The following is a 16,423-nucleotide window of genomic DNA, read 5'->3' on the forward strand; positions in this document are numbered from 1 at the left end:
ACCTAGCTTTGCATGAGATAAAAGACGAGCCAGACGATGATCGTCAGCGTGATGAGAAGGCCCAGCGTCCGCCCGATGCGGGTGGCCCAGAGTTCGATGCGGTCGTTTTCAGGTGTGTCCCCGGCGGCAAGGTGTGTGGCGGTGCGGGCAAAACCACGGCGGACGATACCTTCCGCGCCGGTTTGCTCGCGTTCCAGCCGCTCCAGAATACGGCGCGCTTCTTCCTGGCGCTCGCGTCCCGGACCGCCGGCGTCCTCGCCTATGCCAGCCTGCTGGCGTTCACCCATGATCTGCCTGCCTTGCCGAAGTGACTCACATCCGAAACCCGGCATAGCATCGTGCCCGAAATGATGTTCTGCAAGCGGAATAGTTGCATTCTATGTGAGCTTAACGACAAGCTTGCCAAAATTGCCGCCGTCGAGCATCGAAATGAAGGCCTTTGGCGCGTTTTCGAGCCCCTCCACAATGTCTTCTCGATAGCGGATTTGTCCGTCAGCGATCCATTTCGCCATATCGTGATAAAATGCGGGGCGTTGATCGCCAAAGTCGCGCTGGATGAAACCGCGAATGGTCAGGCTCTTGGACAGGATATCACGCATCACAAGCGGCAGGCGGTCGGGACCGTCGAATGGGCCGCTCTGGTTATACTGCGCGATAAGCCCGCAAACCGGCACACGGGCAAACTGGTTGAGAAGTGGGAAAACTGCTGCAAAGACCTTGCCACCGACATTTTCGAAATAGACGTCGATGCCGTCCGGGCAGGCCAGCGCCAATTCCTGTGCGAAATTCGGGCTGCGATGGTCAACCGCAACATCAAAACCGAATCCGTCAATCAGCGCCTTGCATTTATCTGCGCCGCCGGCAATGCCGATGGCCCGCGCGCCTTTCAGTTTGGCGATCTGACCGACCGCAGAACCGACAGGACCTGTCGCTGCCGCAACGACCACCGTTTCGCCTTCCTTGGGCTGGCCGATGGTCAAGAGGCCGGAATAGGCGGTGAAGCCCGGCATGCCGAGAACGCCAAGGGCGGTGGTGAGCGGTGCCTGTTCAGGGTCAAGTTTGCGCAAGGTGGAGGCATTGGCCACCGCATAGCTTTGCCAGCCGGAATGAGACAAGACGAAGTCACCGGGCGCGAAGCCCGCGCTGCGGCTTTCCACCACTTCGCCCACCGTGCCGCCTTCCATGACGGAACCGATTTCCACCGGGGCGGCATAGGATTTGGCAGCGCTCATGCGACCGCGCATATAGGGGTCGAGCGAAAGATAGCGCAGCTTCAGAAGCACTTCGCCTTCGCCAGCGCTCGGAACTGCCGCTTCTTCCAGCCGGAAGTTTTCCGCCGTGGGGCGTCCGTCTGGACGCGATGCAAGCACGATGCGCTGATTGATCTTTTCGCCCATGGGATAAACTCCTGTTGTTGAGGACCGCCTTAAACCGGAACGGCATGCGATGCATCCGGTTCCGCGACGGTTACTCACTTTTGAAGACGGCTTGGTGAAGAACTGCTATGGAATGATGTAACAGTGATTTGTAAATCCATTCGCTTTGAGGCCAAAGCAAAATGACCCAAGATACGTTGTTTCTTCTGACCCCGGGTTTCAAAGATCCGGCCTATCCCGGACAGGAATTCTATTGCTGGCACTGCGCGCTGATTGAGGGTGTTCTGGTGTCGTTTCCGTCGCTCGGTGGAGATCTGAAGATCGAGCGCGTCGCATTTTCCCGGCCACGTGAGAAGGTGATCCAGCTTGCGGGTGAGGAAAACCAGTCACTGCCATTGCTGATCTTGAAGGACGGCGACCGCTCGCCGCTGGAAACGGGCACCTATCTGGGGCGTTCGCTGATTGCCGATCCACACAAAATTCTGGCCGCGCTGACAGAGCGGCACGGTTTCCCAACGCCGCATCCGTGAACGTGTAAAAGCGTTAGACGTAGCTTCCGAGCGCCACGCGGCTGAACTGCCAGTTGACCTCCGGCAATTCGGAGGCCGGGAAGGACAGCACGATCTGCTTGGATGTGACAGGTCCGCGGAACCCAGCGAAGAAGATCGTGTCTTCCAGTTGCGGCGCGACTTCGAAACAGGAGAAAACCCAGGTGTCGTCCCGATCGGCAGACAGGACGATCAGGCCGTTCTCGTCATAGGAAATGTCGACCGACGGGTGCAGGTGGAACCGCACCGCAATATTGTCGCGTCCATTGGCTTTCAGCGGTCGTCCGTCGCCACGGTAAAAGCGATCTGCCCCCTGAATGACGCTGCCATTGTGCGACAGCACGAGACGGCGCTCGTGATAAATGCCGAACAGGCGCGCATAGCCGTCATGGCTCGCCACAAAACCTTGTCGCCCCATTTCTTCGATGCGGTCACGCTGTACGCGCGTCGGTCCGGCAATGATCGGCGTACCGATCATGTTGGAGAGGCCAGCATTGAGGCTGAACCGGCACGACGATGTGTCGTTGATAGTCGCTGTCGAATGGGCAGCCGTGGAGCGTCCCAATGGACGAAATTCCGGCGGGCCGAAACGGTCGATGCCGGAATTGACGATATAGCGCTGGCGTCCGGAGGACATTTCAAAGGCAAGGCAGCCCGCATGGGCATCCCGCGAGGCAGTGACCGGCGGCGGCAGGCCGGTATCGGCGATGATGGTCGTCGATCCCATGGAAAGACGTTCATAGCCGGAATAGGGCGCATGGGTCAGCGGTGAGCCGGCGGTTTCGTCATGACGCAGCACGGAAATGATCCGTTCCGGCATGGTCGGGCCCACGCCGTTGAACAGTGCAAGGCTGCCATCCTGATGGCGGAAGAAGCGCAATGCGGGCAGCATACGCTCAACCGCCTCGATCAGGGCCTTGGGTGGCGATTCCGTGCCATTGGCATAGGTCTGGCGCAGCGGCAGAAGATCGGCCAGCAGCTCCAGAACGGTTACCGGATTGCGCGAAATATGCCCGCCATCGGGCAAAATCTGGCGCTTCAGTTCATATTCGAGATTGCGTCGGGCGGCGCGGGCAGTCGGCGGTGAGACCGGCAATGCAAGGGCGGCGAAAGCGAGCGCGATACGCGCGCGCAGACGCTCTTCGCCGTCGTCCATCGCGCCCGCAACGGTGCGCAAGTAGCGGACCTGCATGGCGAGAGACCGCATGAATTTGCGATAGGCCGGCATTTCTGCGCCGGAGAGGATCAGGTTGGAATGCTGCAACCAGGCGATGATGCGCTGTGCTGTCACTTCTGGCGCCCATGCGAGACCGCCGATGCGCTTGCCGAACATGCGCATCCAGTCATCGACCAGCGCCCGCGCATTGGCGGTCGCCAGTTCGCTGTTGGCGCTTTTTAAATGGCGCAGCCAGCCGAAGCTCTGAAGCGCTGCTTCCCATTCGGGGGTCGGCGGCTCAACGGCAAATGGCGAAAGCCCGCCGGTTTCGACAAGGCGACCTGCCAGCGCGAAGCGCCCGTGATAGAATTCCTGCGCCAGCTGCGGGTCGGCGACGCGCAGATCGGGCGGTGCAATCAGGATACGGTCGGGCGTAAAGCCGGTGAAGCGCCAGCTGTAAAGCGGCCCCATACGCAGGCGGCGGCTGAACTTGCGCCACGCCTGTGCAACGGCCAGTCCCCAAAGGTGAGGGGTTTCGCTCAGCGCGACTGCCACCCGGTCTTTCTCCGTATCTTTTGTCATTGTGCCTACGCATTATCCAACGCAAAACCGCTTCGCACTTTTGCTGGAAATGCTCAAATCCTTTAGGCCGGATCAGAATTCCAGCCTTCTTTACAATTCTATAGAATGATGAATCGAGCGTTAACCATAACGGGTATCGCACCCCGTTATGACAATTTTTACGATTTAGTTTGGCTTACGCGCGCCGCTTGAAGCGTGCTGCGAAGAAACCGTCCATGCCCGCCCTATGCGGATCGCCGTTGAAACGCTCGGGCGGAAGATCGGCTGGCGTGGAACGAAGATAGCCTTCGCTGGTGATCAGACCTTCCAGACCGGCGCAATCGTCCACGGTGATCGGGAAAGGCTCCAGCAGCGGATTTTCTGCCGCCTTGCGGGCCATTTCCTCGCCCTCAAGCGGATGCAGCGAGCAGTTGGAAAAGACGATGACGCCGCCGGGCTTTACCAAGGTTGCAGCATGGGCCAGCAGCTTGCCCTGAAGATCGGCAAGCTTGGTGATATCCTGTGGCGTCTTGGTCCACGGAACGTCGGGATGACGGCGCACCGTACCGGTGGAAGAGCAGGGCGCATCGAGCAGAACCGCGTCGAAAAGCTCTTCCGGCGCAAAATCCATCAGATTGGTCGCAACGGTCTTCGCCTCGAAACCGAGACGCTCCAGATTGCCGCGCAGGCGCTTCAACCGGTTTTCCGACAGGTCGAGCGCGGTGACATCGGCACCCTGTTGCACGAGCTGGGCCGTCTTGCCGCCGGGCGCGGCGCAGAGATCGGCGACGCGTTTGCCCTTGATATCGCCCATCAGGCGTGCAGGCAGGCTTGCCGCCACGTCTTGCACCCACCAGTCCCCCTCGGCGAAGCCCGGAAGGTCGGTCAGCGCACCCTCCACCGTCTGCACACGGACAGAACCGTTCGGCAGCGCAATGCCGCCCAGTTTTTCGGCCCATAGCTCCGGGTCGCTCTTCACGGTGAAATCGATTGGCGGCTCATAGGCATGCATGGCGAAGATGGCCGCAGCCTTTTCCGCGCCGTAAGCATCGACGATGCTCTTGGCGAACCATTCGGGCACGTTGCCTTCCGGTAGCAACGTGTGTGCCAGCGCGCGTTCCTTGTTGCGCGACAGGCGACGCAGCAATGCGTTGACCAGACCGGCATATTTGCGATTGCGCGGATCGGCATTGGCGGCTTCCACCGCCAGATCCACCGCCGAATGGTCGGGAAGGTTGAGATAGAAAATCTGCGCCACGGCGACATGCAGCAAATGCTTCAGCGCAACGGCATTTTCCGGCAGCGGGCGGTCGAGACGTTTGGAAATGGCCCGTTCAATGGCGCCGCGATTGCGCAGGCTTGCACCCAGAATCGCACGTACCAGCGCGCGATCACGCGGCTCCAGCGCCAGATATTGCGGATGGCCATGGCTGTTGTCGGTGAGACCGTCCAGCGAGGTGTTCTTTTCGATCACCGCACCCAGCAGGCGCGCCGCACATTGACGCGCGCTCAAGCCGGGGCGTTCCACCGCGTTGTTCTGCACCGATGGCTTGTTGTTTCCGCGCTTTGGCGCGGGCTTCTTATCGTTCACGCTATTCTGCTTTTATGAGATGATTTTCAGGACCATGGCCCCCGATAACCGGAACCGCCACTGTTGTTATCGCCTGCATTACCACTTCTTTGGCCCCAGGGACCACTGTTTTGTGACGGGGCAGCAGCGCGGGGAGCCATTCCGGTTGAGCGAATGCCCATTTCTCCGGCCAATTGTTCAAGCGCCGCGATGCGATTGTCGGTGTCCGGATGGGTTGAGAAAAGATTGTCGGCACCCCGTCCGCTCAGCGGATTGATGATGAACATATGCGCCGTTGCCGGGTTGTGTTCGGCATTTTCATTGACGGTCGCCTTGGCGCTGCGGGCGATCTTGTTAAGCGCCGAAGACAGCCATAGCGGGTTGCCGCAGATTTCTGCGCCACGTTTGTCGGCGGCATATTCGCGGGTACGGCTCACGGCCATCTGAACGATCATCGCGGCAAAGGGCGCGACGATCATCGCCAGAATGGTGCCGATAACACCAATGACACCATTGCCGTTTTCGCGGTTGCCGCCGAGGAAAAAGGCGAAATTGCCGAGCATCGAAATGGCACCGGCCAGCGTCGCCACGATGGTCATGGTGAGCGTATCGCGGTTTTGCACATGCGCCAGCTCATGCGCCATCACGCCCGCGACTTCTTCCGGCGTTAAGCGCTGGAGAAGACCCGTGGTGGCGGCGACAGCCGCATTTTCGGGATTGCGCCCGGTGGCAAAGGCGTTGGGCTGGTCCTCGTGGATGATGAACACCTTTGGCATCGGCAAGCCGGCATTGGCGGCAAGTCCGCGCACCATGCGGTAATAATCCGGCGCCGTGCGCTCATCGACCTGCTGCGCATTGTACATCCGCAGCACCATCTTGTCGGAGTTCCAGTAACCGAACAGGTTCATGCCGACAGCAAACACCAGCGCGATCATCATGCCGCCGCCGCCGCCCAGCAAATAGCCGATGCTCATGAACATGACTGTCATGAGAGCAATCAGCATGGCAGTTTTCGTCATATTCATGCGTCGTGATCTCCAATTCAGCGAGAGTTTATCTCAAACAGGGTTTTGCGTCCCACCTATTCCTGCCTATATGATGGGTATCAAAAGCCTGCGCTTCAATAATAGGACTTCAGCGGATGACCGATAAACGCGACGAAACCGACATCGACGAGAACGCTGCGCCGCGCAAGTTTGACGATCTGCCTCCGGCTGCCCAGCGCGCCCTCAAGGAAGCGGAAGAACGCCGCGCTACCGAAACCAGTGCCAAGGCCCCGCGTGAAATCGGCGGGCGCGGTGGCAAGGACCCGGCGCGTTTCGGCGATTGGGAGATTAAGGGTAGGACAATCGACTTCTAAGCTTCGGATATTTCAGCTACCGCGGCCTGCGCGCGCCCCTCATCCTGAGCCGGTGCGTAGCACCGTGTCGAAGGACGAGGCTGTGCTTCCCTCCTGATCCTTCGAGACAGCGGCCTTCGACAAGCTCAGGACGCTTCCTCAGGATGAGGAGGGCGCATCCAAAAATGAAAAGGCCGGGAAAATCCCGGCCCTTCTGTTTTACTTCTTGTTTTGACGGTTTTCGATCAGGTCGTCCACCACGCCCGGATCGGCGAGGGTTGACGTGTCGCCCAGTGAACCGAAATCGTCTTCGGCGATCTTGCGCAGGATACGGCGCATGATCTTGCCCGAACGGGTTTTCGGCAGGCCGGGCGCGAACTGGATCTTGTCCGGTGTGGCGATGGGGCCGATTTCCTTGCGCACGTGCTGGGTCAGCTCCTTGCGCAGTTCGTCGGCGTCCTGTGTTTCTGCGCCGGTCATCAAGGTGACGTAGCAATAAATGCCCTGTCCCTTGATCCCGTGCGGATAACCAACAACGGCAGCTTCGGAAACCGAATGATGTGAGACAAGCGCCGATTCGATTTCCGCCGTGCCGAGGCGATGGCCGGAAATATTCAGCACGTCATCGACGCGACCGGTGATCCAGTAATAACCGTCTTCATCGCGGCGGCAGCCGTCACCGGTGAAATACTTGCCCTTGTAGGTGGAGAAGTAAGCCTCGATGAAGCGCTTGTGATCGCCGTAAAGCGTGCGCATCTGGCCGGGCCAGCTGTCGGTGATGCAGAGATTGCCATCGGTCGCACCATCGACCACATTGCCTTCATTATCCACGAGCTCCGGCTTGACGCCGAAGAACGGGCGCGTGGCGGAGCCGGGCTTGAGGTCGGTCGCGCCGGGCAGCGGCGTGATCAGAATGCCGCCGGTTTCCGTCTGCCACCAGGTATCGACGATGGGCGACTTTTCCTCGCCGACCACATGATAATACCATTCCCAGGCTTCCGGATTGATCGGCTCGCCGACCGAGCCAAGCAGGCGCAGCGATGAGCGGGAAGAACGCGTCACAAATTCATCGCCAGCGCCCATCAGCGCGCGGATCGCCGTTGGCGCGGTATAGAAGATGTTGACATGGTGCTTGTCGATGACTTCCCAGAACCGGCCCTGATCGGGGAAATTCGGCACGCCTTCAAACATGAGCGTCGTGGCGCCATTGGCCAGCGGTCCATAGACGATATAGGAATGGCCCGTGACCCAACCCACATCCGCCGTGCACCAGTAGGTGTCGCCGTCGTGATAGTCGAAGACATATTGGTGCGTCATCGAAGCATAGACGAGATAGCCGCCGGTGGTGTGCAGCACACCCTTCGGCTTGCCGGTGGAGCCGGACGTGTAGAGGATGAAGAGCGGATCTTCCGCATTCATCGGTTCCGGTTCGCAATGCGGCTCGACGCTGGCGACTTCCTGATGATACCACAGATCGCGGCCACGGCCCCAGCTGACCTTGCCGCCGGTGCGGCGCACGACCAGCACCTTGTTGACCATGACATATTGCTTGGCGGCAATATCGATGGCGGTGTCGGTGTTTTCCTTCAGCGGAACCGGCTTGCCGCCACGCACGCCTTCATCGGCGGTGATGACAAATGTGGATTCACAATCGACGATACGACCGGCCAGCGCTTCGGGTGAGAAGCCTGCGAAAACCACGGAATGCACCGCGCCGATGCGCGCGCAGGCGAGCATGGCATAGGCGGCTTCCGGAATCATCGGCAGATAGATCGTGACGCGGTCGCCCTTCTTGACGCCATGCTTCTTGAGCACATTCGCCATGCGGCAAACGTTCTCATAGAGCTCGCGATAGGTAATCTTCTTGTCGATATAGGGGTTGTCGCCTTCCCAGATGATGGCGACCTTGTCGCCACGGCTCTTCAGGTGGCGATCAATACAATTATAGGAAACGTTGGTGACGCCGTCTTCATACCACTTGATGGAGACGTCGCCGTTGAAATCGGTGTTCTTGACCTTGGTGAAAGGCTTGAACCAGTCGATGCGGCGACCGTGCTTGGCCCAGAAGCCATCCGGATCGCTCACGCTTTCCTTGTACCATTCGAGGTAGGTCTCATTGTCAATGAGCGTGTTCTTCTTTGCCTCCGGCAGCACGGGGTAAAGCTTTTCCGACATCATTTCCTCCAAGTTTCACCAACGTCCTCTCGTCGGTGCGTGGTTCGTAACCACTGTTGGGTCTTATCTAGCTTCCTAAGCGGTGAAGGTAAATTAGACGATAGGACCGTCTGCCGTCCACAATGACGCAGGTTAAATCTCTGCATTGGCAGCACTCATGCCTCTATGGTGCTAACATATTGTTTTTACACTTTAAAAACTATTTGGAGCGATTATCTCAAATACGGGAGCCAAATATATGGCTCTTCAAAAAAAGGGGAAATCGCCATGACGACGTCCGCTTTTCACGCGAGATCGGCCTTCGAACTGCAACTCGCCGGTTACGGTCTGACGACGGCAAAACTTTTCTATCACATGCCGGATCACCCGCATCTGCTGCAGCTGTTTGTCTGGCAGGAATATGATGTCGCGCCGGAATTTCCGGTGCTGCATCATTTCATCGAGTTCTGGAAACGGGAGATCGACGGGCCGCTGCATTCGGTGACATATACCCATTGCCGCTTGCTCGGCCCATCGGACTGGAAAAATGTGCAGGGGGAGATCGTTCTGCACTAACTTCCTGCACGACTGAAAAAAATCAGGCCGGAGACGTATAGGACCGACCGCCGAAAATCGCTGAGCCGACCCGAACCGAGGTCGCGCCGAAGCCGATAGCGGTCTCATAATCGCCTGACATGCCCATGGAGAGCTTCTCGACGCCAGCTTCGCGGGCGAGCTTTTCCAGCAGGGCAAAATGTGGTCCCGGGTTTTCATCGGCAGGCGGGATGCACATCAGCCCTTCGATGGCGAGGCCATGTTCATCACGACAGCGGGCGACAAAGGCGACGGCGTCCTTCGGTGCGATGCCGGCCTTTTGTTCTTCCAGACCCGTATTGACCTGCACATAAAGTTTCGGGCTCTTGCCCTGCTTGGCGATCTCGTCGGCAAGCGCGGCTGCGATCTTCTCGCGGTCCACCGTTTCGATGACGTCGAACAGGGCGACGGCATCGGCTGCCTTGTTGGATTGCAACGGGCCGATCAGATGCAGTTCGATGCCGGAATAATGGTCGCGCAGTTCAGGCCATTTGGCTTGTGCTTCCTGCACACGGTTTTCCCCGAAGACGCGCTGTCCGGCGTCGAGCGTCGGGCGGATCGCATCCGCATCGAAGGTTTTCGACACGGCGACGAGCGTGACCGAACCTTCGTTGCGATGCGCTTCCTTTTCGGCATTGGCGATTGCGGCCTTGACCGTGTTCAGGTTCGTGACGATATCTGACATGAAACTCTCGCTTTCAGGCTTTTCATCCGCAAAAGGTTGACGCTTTCGCCAATACGTGGTGAAGGTCGCCATTAAATATCGACTCTCCTTATTGCATCACCTTCGTACGAGTAAATACGGACATGGCAGCCGAACGTTATAATCCGCGCGTGGCGGAAGCTCACTGGCAGAAAGTCTGGGAAGAAAACCGGACTTTCGAAACGGACAACAGCGATCCGCGCGAGAAGTATTATGTGCTTGAGATGTTCCCCTATCCATCGGGGCGCATCCATATGGGCCATGTGCGCAACTATGCGATGGGCGATGTCGTTGCCCGCTACAAGCGTGCCAAGGGTTTCAATGTGCTCCACCCGATGGGTTGGGACGCGTTCGGCATGCCTGCGGAAAATGCCGCGATGCAGAACAAGGTGCATCCGAAGGAATGGACCTACCAGAACATCGAAACGATGAAGCGCCAGCTCAAGTCCATGGGCCTGTCGCTTGATTGGTCGCGTGAATTCGCGACCTGCGATGTGGAATATTACCATCGTCAGCAGATGCTGTTCATCGACCTGTTCGAAAAAGGTCTGGTGACGCGCAAAACCTCCAAGGTCAACTGGGACCCGGTGGACAACACCGTGCTCGCCAATGAGCAGGTGGTGGACGGTCGCGGCTGGCGCTCAGGCGCGCTGGTCGAACAGCGCGAACTGACGCAGTGGTTCTTCAAGATCACTGATTTCAGCGAGGAATTGCTGGCCGGTCTCGACACGCTCGACCAGTGGCCGGAAAAAGTTCGCCTGATGCAGCGCAACTGGATCGGCAAGTCGGAAGGCTTGCAGGTTCGTTTCGCGCTCGACGGCAAGACGGCACCGGAAGGCTTCTCGGAAATCGAGGTTTACACGACGCGTCCCGACACACTGTTCGGCGCGGCTTTTGTCGCGATTTCCGCCGATCATCCGCTGGCCAAAAAGCTTGCCGAAGGTAATGCTGCGCTGACCGGCTTCATCGAAGAATGCCACCAGCACGGCACCTCGCTTGCAGCGCTTGAAACCGCTGAAAAGAAGGGCTTTGATACCGGCGTCAAGGTCAAGCACCCGTTCGACGAGAACTGGGAGCTGCCGGTCTATGTCGCCAATTTCGTGCTGATGGAATATGGCACGGGCGCTGTTTTCGGCTGTCCGGCGCATGACCAGCGCGATCTGGATTTCGCCAATAAATATGCGCTGAAGGTAACGCCGGTCGTGCTGCCGAAGGGCGAGGACGCTGCCACTTTTGCCATCACCGACTCGGCCTATACCGATGACGGCGTGATGATCAATTCGCGTTTCCTCGATGGTCTGGCGCCGGAAGCAGCCTTCAACGAGGTTGCAAACCGTCTGGAACAGACCACGCTTGGCAATCGTCCGCAAGCGGCCCGCAAGGTGCAGTTCCGTCTGCGCGACTGGGGCATTTCGCGCCAGCGCTATTGGGGCTGCCCGATCCCGATGATCCATTGCGAGAGCTGTGGCGTCAATCCGGTGCCGCGCGCCGACCTGCCGGTCAAGCTGCCGGACGATGTGGATTTCGACCGTCCGGGCAATCCGCTGGATCGTCATGCCACGTGGCGTCATGTGAAGTGCCCGAAATGCGGTGGCGAAGCCCGGCGCGAGACCGACACGATGGATACGTTTGTCGATTCGTCCTGGTACTATGCGCGCTTCACGGCGCCGTGGGAAAACGAGCCGACCGATCGTGCGATTGCAGACCGCTGGCTGCCGGTCGACCAGTATATCGGTGGTGTCGAACACGCGATCCTGCATCTGCTCTATTCGCGCTTTTTCACCCGCGCCATGAAGGTTACGGGCCATGTCGGTCTGGATGAGCCCTTCAAGGGCCTGTTCACGCAGGGCATGGTTGTGCACGAAACCTACAAGGCCGATGGTCAGTGGGTTGCTCCTGCCGATATCCGCATTGAGGACATTGACGGCAAGCGCACCGCAACCATGCTGGACAGCGGTGCGCCGGTTGAAATCGGTTCCATCGAGAAGATGTCGAAGTCGAAGAAGAATGTCGTTGATCCTGACGATATCATCTCTTCTTATGGTGCAGATACTGCGCGCTGGTTCATGCTGTCCGATTCGCCGCCGGAACGTGACGTTATCTGGACGGAAGCAGGCGCCGAAGGCGCACATCGTTTCGTGCAGCGCGTCTGGCGTCTGGTGTCGGAAGCAGCCGAACATCTGAAGGATGTCGCGCCGAAGACCGGTTCGCAGGGCGAAGCGCTTGCCGTTTCCAAGGCCGTGCATAAGACGGTCAACGCTGTTGGCGACGATATCGAAAAGCTCGCTTTCAATCGCGGCGTTGCGCGACTTTATGAGCTGGTGAATGCGCTTGCAGCACCGTTGCAGCTTGTCGCTTCGGACAAGGCCGATGATGAGCTGAAGGGCGCTGTTCGTGACGCCACGGAAAAGCTTATCCAGATGCTCGCACCGATGATGCCGCATCTTGCTGAACAGTGCCTGACGGAACTGGGCGGCAAGATCGCCGGACAGGAAACGTTGGTCGCCCGCGCGCCATGGCCGCTCTTCGACGCCGCATTGGTGGTGGAAAACGAGATCGTGATGCCGGTGCAGATCAACGGCAAGAAGCGTGGGGATTTGACAATCGCCCGCGACGCTGATCAAGCTAGCATCCAGCAGGCGGTGCTCGAACTTGACTTCGTCAAGGCTGCGCTCAACGGGGGCTCGCCGAAGAAGATTATCGTGGTGCCGCAAAGGATCGTCAATGTCGTTGCCTGATCGTTTCCTCTCCGCAATCAAGACTTTCCGCGTCGCTTTTGTGGCTGTGGGAGCTGCGGTTCTCCTTGCTGGCTGCACGGTGCAGCCGCTTTATTCGTCGGGCGGCGGCGCCGGTGGTTCGATCGGCGGCAGTGTGACGCCGGATATGCGCACCAAGCTTGCTTCCGTGTCCATCGATCCGGCTGGCGATGTCTATGGCCAGCAGGTGCGCAATCGCCTGATCTTCCTGCTCGGCGGTGGCGCTGGCGAACCAGCCAACCCGATGTATCGTCTGAGCCTCGGCCTCAGCACGAGCACGATTTCCGCCGTGAGCGTGGATATCGGCGATCAGACCGACCGCACGGGCCGTCCATCGGCTGGTATCGTCAAGGCGACGTCGAATTTCGTGCTGCGTGACAAGGACGGCAAGCCGCTTGCCACGGGCACACGAACGACGGGCGCTTCCTTTGATCGTCCGCGTCAGGAATTCGCAAACCTTCGTGCAGAACGCGATGCGCGCAAGCGCGCCGCGGAAGAACTGGCCGAACAGGTTTTCCTCGCATTGGCGCAGAAGCTGTCGAAGCTCTGATCGTTCCTCTGATCTGAAATCACAAAAGCGGCGCTTCCGGGCGCCGTTTTTTTTGTTTCGCTAACCACAAAAAGGCTCAAGGAATTCAGCAAGGTAACATTGCTGTTCCCTGCAAACATTTTTATAACTCCTTGTTTTAAATGAACTAATTTACAATTTGCATATTGCCCGAGGCGTGACGCGAAAAATGGGAAGCGACTTCCCCATGCGTCATGCGTGAAAGCCGCGCGGTGTGTCCGTCGGTTCAATCATTATTTCAGGAGTATTCAGATGATGCGATTTTCAGACCTCATGAAAGGCATGGCCTTTGCGGCACTAGGCGTGGCGGGACTGGCCGTTGCGGGTCCGGCAGCGGCACAGGAAAAGGCAGCGCCGTTGCAGTGGCAGTTTTTCCAGGCCGATGAGAATGGCTTCAACCGGACGCCGGTTCTGTTGACGGGGGAAAAGGAAGCCATTCTGCTCGATGGCGGTTTTACCTTCTCCGATGGCAAGGCAGTTGCCGAAAAGATCAGGGAAACCGGCAAGAAGCTCACCACGGTCTATGTCAGCCAGAGCGACCCCGACTATTATTTCAACCTGCGCGAGATCAAGTCGGCTTTCCCGGATGTCAAAATCATCGCTGCTCCTGAAACCGTTGCCGCCATCAATGGCAATGTCGAGACGAAGCTTAAGGTCTGGGGACCGCAGCTGAAGGATAATGGCCCGCAGAACCTCTCCGATCTGGTCCTGCCGCAGGCCTCGGATGTGAAGACGCTCACGCTGGAAGGCAACGAGATTGAGATCGTCCCGGCTGAAGGCATGAAGAACCGCCGCTATCTTTGGGTGCCATCGCTGAAGGCGGTGTTCGGCGGCGTGTTGATTGGCGCAGGCGAGCATATCTGGCTGGCCGATACGGCTGACAAGGCGCAGCGCGAGGCATGGATCAAGAACCTCGATGCGATTGCGGCGCGCAATCCTGAAGTGGTTGTCCCGGCCCATATGATGGCCGGTTCTGCGACGGATGTTTCGGCGGTCAAATTCACCCGCGATTATATCGCTGCATTCGATGAGGAGGCCGACAAGGCCAAGGATAGTGCCACGCTTATCGCTGCGATGAAGAAGCGCTATCCGGATCTGGGCGGCGAAAGCAGCCTGGAACTGGGCGCCAAGGTCATCAAGGGCGAGATGAAATGGGAATAATGCGCGGCCAAGAGACAATCGCCGGTTCGAGCCTGTGACGGCCTTGGCCGGTTGATTGGAATTTGTGGTTCGCATCGAGACGGATATAAAGGGCGGCGCGGCATGTGCCGCCCTTGTTGTGTCAGCCTGTTGTGGAGATCATGCGCCTCGCTTCCTTTTCGGCCAAAGGCTATCGTTCGCTGCGTTCTGTCCGGTTCGATCTTGGACAGGTGACGGTGTTCGTCGGTGAAAACGGGGCGGGCAAATCCAATCTCTATCGGGCTTTGCAACTGATCAAGGCGGCTGCGGAAGGCAATTTCTCCACGGAGATCGTGCGGGAAGGCGGCATGCAGTCGGCCATGTGGAGCGGCGGTCGTCGCAAGCACGAATCGGCGCGGATCATTCTGGAAGCGGATTTCGAGGACGAAAGGCTGGCGTCGCGCCTTTCCTATCGGGTGGAGGCGGGTTTGCCGCCACCTGTTTCCGGGGCATTTCCTTTCGAGCCGCAGATCAAGGAAGAACAGCTTAATCTCGATACGGGTCGTCGCCCGGTCGATCTCATGGACCGGCGCGGTCCGGCGGTCTTTGCCCGCGATGGGGAAGGGCGGCGCATGGAGCATCCGACGCGGCTTCTGACATCGGAAAGCGGGCTGGCCGTGCTTGGTCAGTCGGGCCATTATCCCGAGATCGGCGACCTCGCGGCGCAACTGCGTGGCTGGCGATTTTATCACGGCTTCCGAAGCGACCGCGACGCTCCTGCACGCCAGCCTTCCATTGCGGCCACCGCAGCCATGCTGGACGAGGATGGCGGCAATCTTGCCTCAGTCTTTGCCACGCTTGCGCATATCCGTCAGGATACGGTCGATCTGGATCGCTTTATAGAAGAGGCGCTGGATGGTGCGAAACTGGTCGTTCCTTATCCGGAAGAAACCGCCAGTTTCGGCCTGAATTTTCCAGCTTTCCCGCCCCGCATCTTTCGACCCGGCGAATTGTCCGACGGACAGATTCGCCTATTGGCGCTGGCGGGCGCGCTTTTAGCCTACCGCCTGCCGCCATTGATCGCGCTGAACGAACCGGAAGCAAGCCTGCACCCGGACATGATCCCGTCACTTGCGAGAATGATCGCGCAGGCATCCGAGCGCAGCCAGATCTGGGTTGTAACCCATTCCAGCGCTCTTGCCAGCGCTATAGCCGAGCATTGCGGCAGCAGGCCGATTCGGGTCAGCAAGCAGGATGGTGAAACGGTTCTGGAATAAAAAAGCGGGCCGAAGCCCGCCTTTCATTTGTTTCGCAAAAATCGCTGATTAAGCGATCTTCTGACCGGTCTTCGCCCAATCGGCGAGGAAGGTTTCGAGGCCCTTGTCGGTCAGCGGATGCTTGACGAGCGCCTTGAGCGTTGCCGCAGGCGCGGTCACGACATCGGCACCGATCAGCGCTGCTTCCTTGACGTGATTGACGGTGCGAACCGAAGCGGCAAGAATTTCGGTGCGGAAATCGTAATTGTCATAGATCGTGCGGATTTCCGCAATCAGTTCCATGCCGTTGATAGCCATATCGTCGAGACGACCGATGAACGGCGAAATGAAGGTCGCGCCAGCCTTGGCTGCAAGAAGCGCCTGATTGGCCGAGAAGCAGAGCGTCATATTGACCTTGTGGCCATCGGAAGACAGAGCCTTACAGGCCTTCAGTCCGTCGAAGGTTACGGGCAGCTTGATGCAGATATTATCTGCATATTTGGCGATGTGGGCAGCTTCCTTCATCATCTGCTCATATTCGGTCGCGGCAACTTCGGCAGAAACCGGACCCTTGACGAAGGAGCAGATTTCCTTGGTAACTTCCTCGATATTGCGACCCGACTTCAGGATGAGGGATGGGTTGGTGGTCACGCCATCGACCAGTCCAAGGTCGTTCAGTTCGCGGATTTCCTTGACGTCCGCAGTGTCCACGAAAAACTTCAT

At 58.6% G+C, this 16,423-nt stretch carries 15 protein-coding genes; 7 read left to right on the forward strand and 8 right to left on the reverse strand.

The window, feature by feature from the left end; genetic code table 11:
• Positions 1–2: 2 nt before the first annotated feature.
• Together HWD97_RS07295 and HWD97_RS07300 are read right to left on the reverse strand one after the other, a co-directional pair.
• Positions 3–287 carry a hypothetical protein gene (locus HWD97_RS07295; protein ID WP_109369833.1) on the reverse strand — a complete coding sequence of 95 codons (285 nt, stop codon included), beginning with the start codon at positions 285–287 and terminating at the stop codon, positions 3–5.
• A gap of 90 nt (positions 288–377) precedes the next feature.
• The gene (locus HWD97_RS07300) at positions 378–1,397 is read right to left on the reverse strand and encodes an NADP-dependent oxidoreductase (protein WP_371834916.1); all 1,020 of its coding nucleotides are present in this window, start codon (positions 1,395–1,397) and stop codon (positions 378–380) included.
• 161 nt (positions 1,398–1,558) lie between these two features.
• On the opposite strand from HWD97_RS07300, the gene HWD97_RS07305 reads away from it, so the two are divergent.
• Positions 1,559–1,906, forward strand: a complete 348-nt coding sequence (locus HWD97_RS07305; RefSeq protein ID WP_109369831.1) for a DUF3088 domain-containing protein — start codon at positions 1,559–1,561, stop codon at positions 1,904–1,906.
• Between the two features lie 13 nt (positions 1,907–1,919).
• On the opposite strand, the gene HWD97_RS07310 is transcribed toward HWD97_RS07305, so the two are convergent.
• The 3 genes from HWD97_RS07310 to htpX form a co-directional block, all read right to left on the reverse strand.
• A complete protein-coding gene (locus HWD97_RS07310) occupies positions 1,920–3,662 on the reverse strand; it encodes a heparinase II/III family protein (RefSeq protein WP_140026197.1) in 1,743 nt (580 codons plus the stop codon).
• 175 nt (positions 3,663–3,837) lie between these two features.
• Positions 3,838–5,232, reverse strand: coding sequence for an RsmB/NOP family class I SAM-dependent RNA methyltransferase (locus HWD97_RS07315; protein WP_109369829.1), 1,395 nt, complete (start codon positions 5,230–5,232; stop codon positions 3,838–3,840).
• 26 nt (positions 5,233–5,258) lie between these two features.
• Complete coding sequence (htpX, locus tag HWD97_RS07320; protein WP_109369828.1) at positions 5,259–6,236, reverse strand: zinc metalloprotease HtpX; 978 nt, start codon at positions 6,234–6,236, stop codon at positions 5,259–5,261.
• A gap of 116 nt (positions 6,237–6,352) precedes the next feature.
• Between htpX and HWD97_RS07325 the strand changes: the two genes are divergently transcribed.
• Complete coding sequence (locus tag HWD97_RS07325; RefSeq protein WP_109369827.1) at positions 6,353–6,571, forward strand: DUF1674 domain-containing protein; 219 nt, start codon at positions 6,353–6,355, stop codon at positions 6,569–6,571.
• 198 nt (positions 6,572–6,769) lie between these two features.
• On the opposite strand, the gene acs is transcribed toward HWD97_RS07325, so the two are convergent.
• Positions 6,770–8,725 (reverse strand): acetate--CoA ligase, encoded by a 1,956-nt coding sequence (gene acs / locus HWD97_RS07330; protein ID WP_109369826.1) that lies wholly within the window; start codon positions 8,723–8,725, stop codon positions 6,770–6,772.
• Between the two features lie 267 nt (positions 8,726–8,992).
• Between acs and HWD97_RS07335 the strand changes: the two genes are divergently transcribed.
• A complete protein-coding gene (locus tag HWD97_RS07335; protein ID WP_109369825.1) occupies positions 8,993–9,280 on the forward strand; it encodes an usg protein in 288 nt (95 codons plus the stop codon).
• A 22-nt stretch (positions 9,281–9,302) separates the two neighbouring features.
• On the opposite strand, the gene HWD97_RS07340 is transcribed toward HWD97_RS07335, so the two are convergent.
• Entirely contained in the window at positions 9,303–9,983 is a 681-nt protein-coding gene (locus tag HWD97_RS07340; protein WP_109370321.1) for a YggS family pyridoxal phosphate-dependent enzyme, read from the reverse strand.
• A 122-nt stretch (positions 9,984–10,105) separates the two neighbouring features.
• On the opposite strand from HWD97_RS07340, the gene leuS reads away from it, so the two are divergent.
• The 4 genes from leuS to HWD97_RS07360 all read left to right on the forward strand — a co-directional run bounded on the left by leuS (position 10,106) and on the right by HWD97_RS07360 (position 15,721).
• Positions 10,106–12,739, forward strand: a complete 2,634-nt coding sequence (gene leuS, locus HWD97_RS07345; RefSeq protein ID WP_124915897.1) for a leucine--tRNA ligase — start codon at positions 10,106–10,108, stop codon at positions 12,737–12,739.
• Entirely contained in the window at positions 12,726–13,307 is a 582-nt protein-coding gene (gene lptE / locus HWD97_RS07350; RefSeq protein WP_109369823.1) for an LPS assembly lipoprotein LptE, read from the forward strand. Before leuS ends, lptE begins: the two co-directional genes overlap by 14 nt.
• Before the next feature lie 270 nt (positions 13,308–13,577).
• Complete coding sequence (locus HWD97_RS07355; RefSeq protein WP_244597179.1) at positions 13,578–14,486, forward strand: MBL fold metallo-hydrolase; 909 nt, start codon at positions 13,578–13,580, stop codon at positions 14,484–14,486.
• 140 nt (positions 14,487–14,626) lie between these two features.
• Positions 14,627–15,721 carry an AAA family ATPase gene (locus HWD97_RS07360; RefSeq protein ID WP_109369822.1) on the forward strand — a complete coding sequence of 365 codons (1,095 nt, stop codon included), beginning with the start codon at positions 14,627–14,629 and terminating at the stop codon, positions 15,719–15,721.
• Positions 15,722–15,769: 48 nt separating this feature from the next.
• Here HWD97_RS07360 and fsa read toward each other — a convergent pair whose 3' ends face one another.
• The gene (gene fsa / locus HWD97_RS07365; protein ID WP_109369821.1) at positions 15,770–16,423 is read right to left on the reverse strand and encodes a fructose-6-phosphate aldolase; all 654 of its coding nucleotides are present in this window, start codon (positions 16,421–16,423) and stop codon (positions 15,770–15,772) included.

This window comes from Ochrobactrum sp. C6C9, from assembly GCF_022627935.1.
Classification (GTDB): Bacteria; Pseudomonadota; Alphaproteobacteria; order Rhizobiales; family Rhizobiaceae; genus Brucella; species Brucella teleogrylli.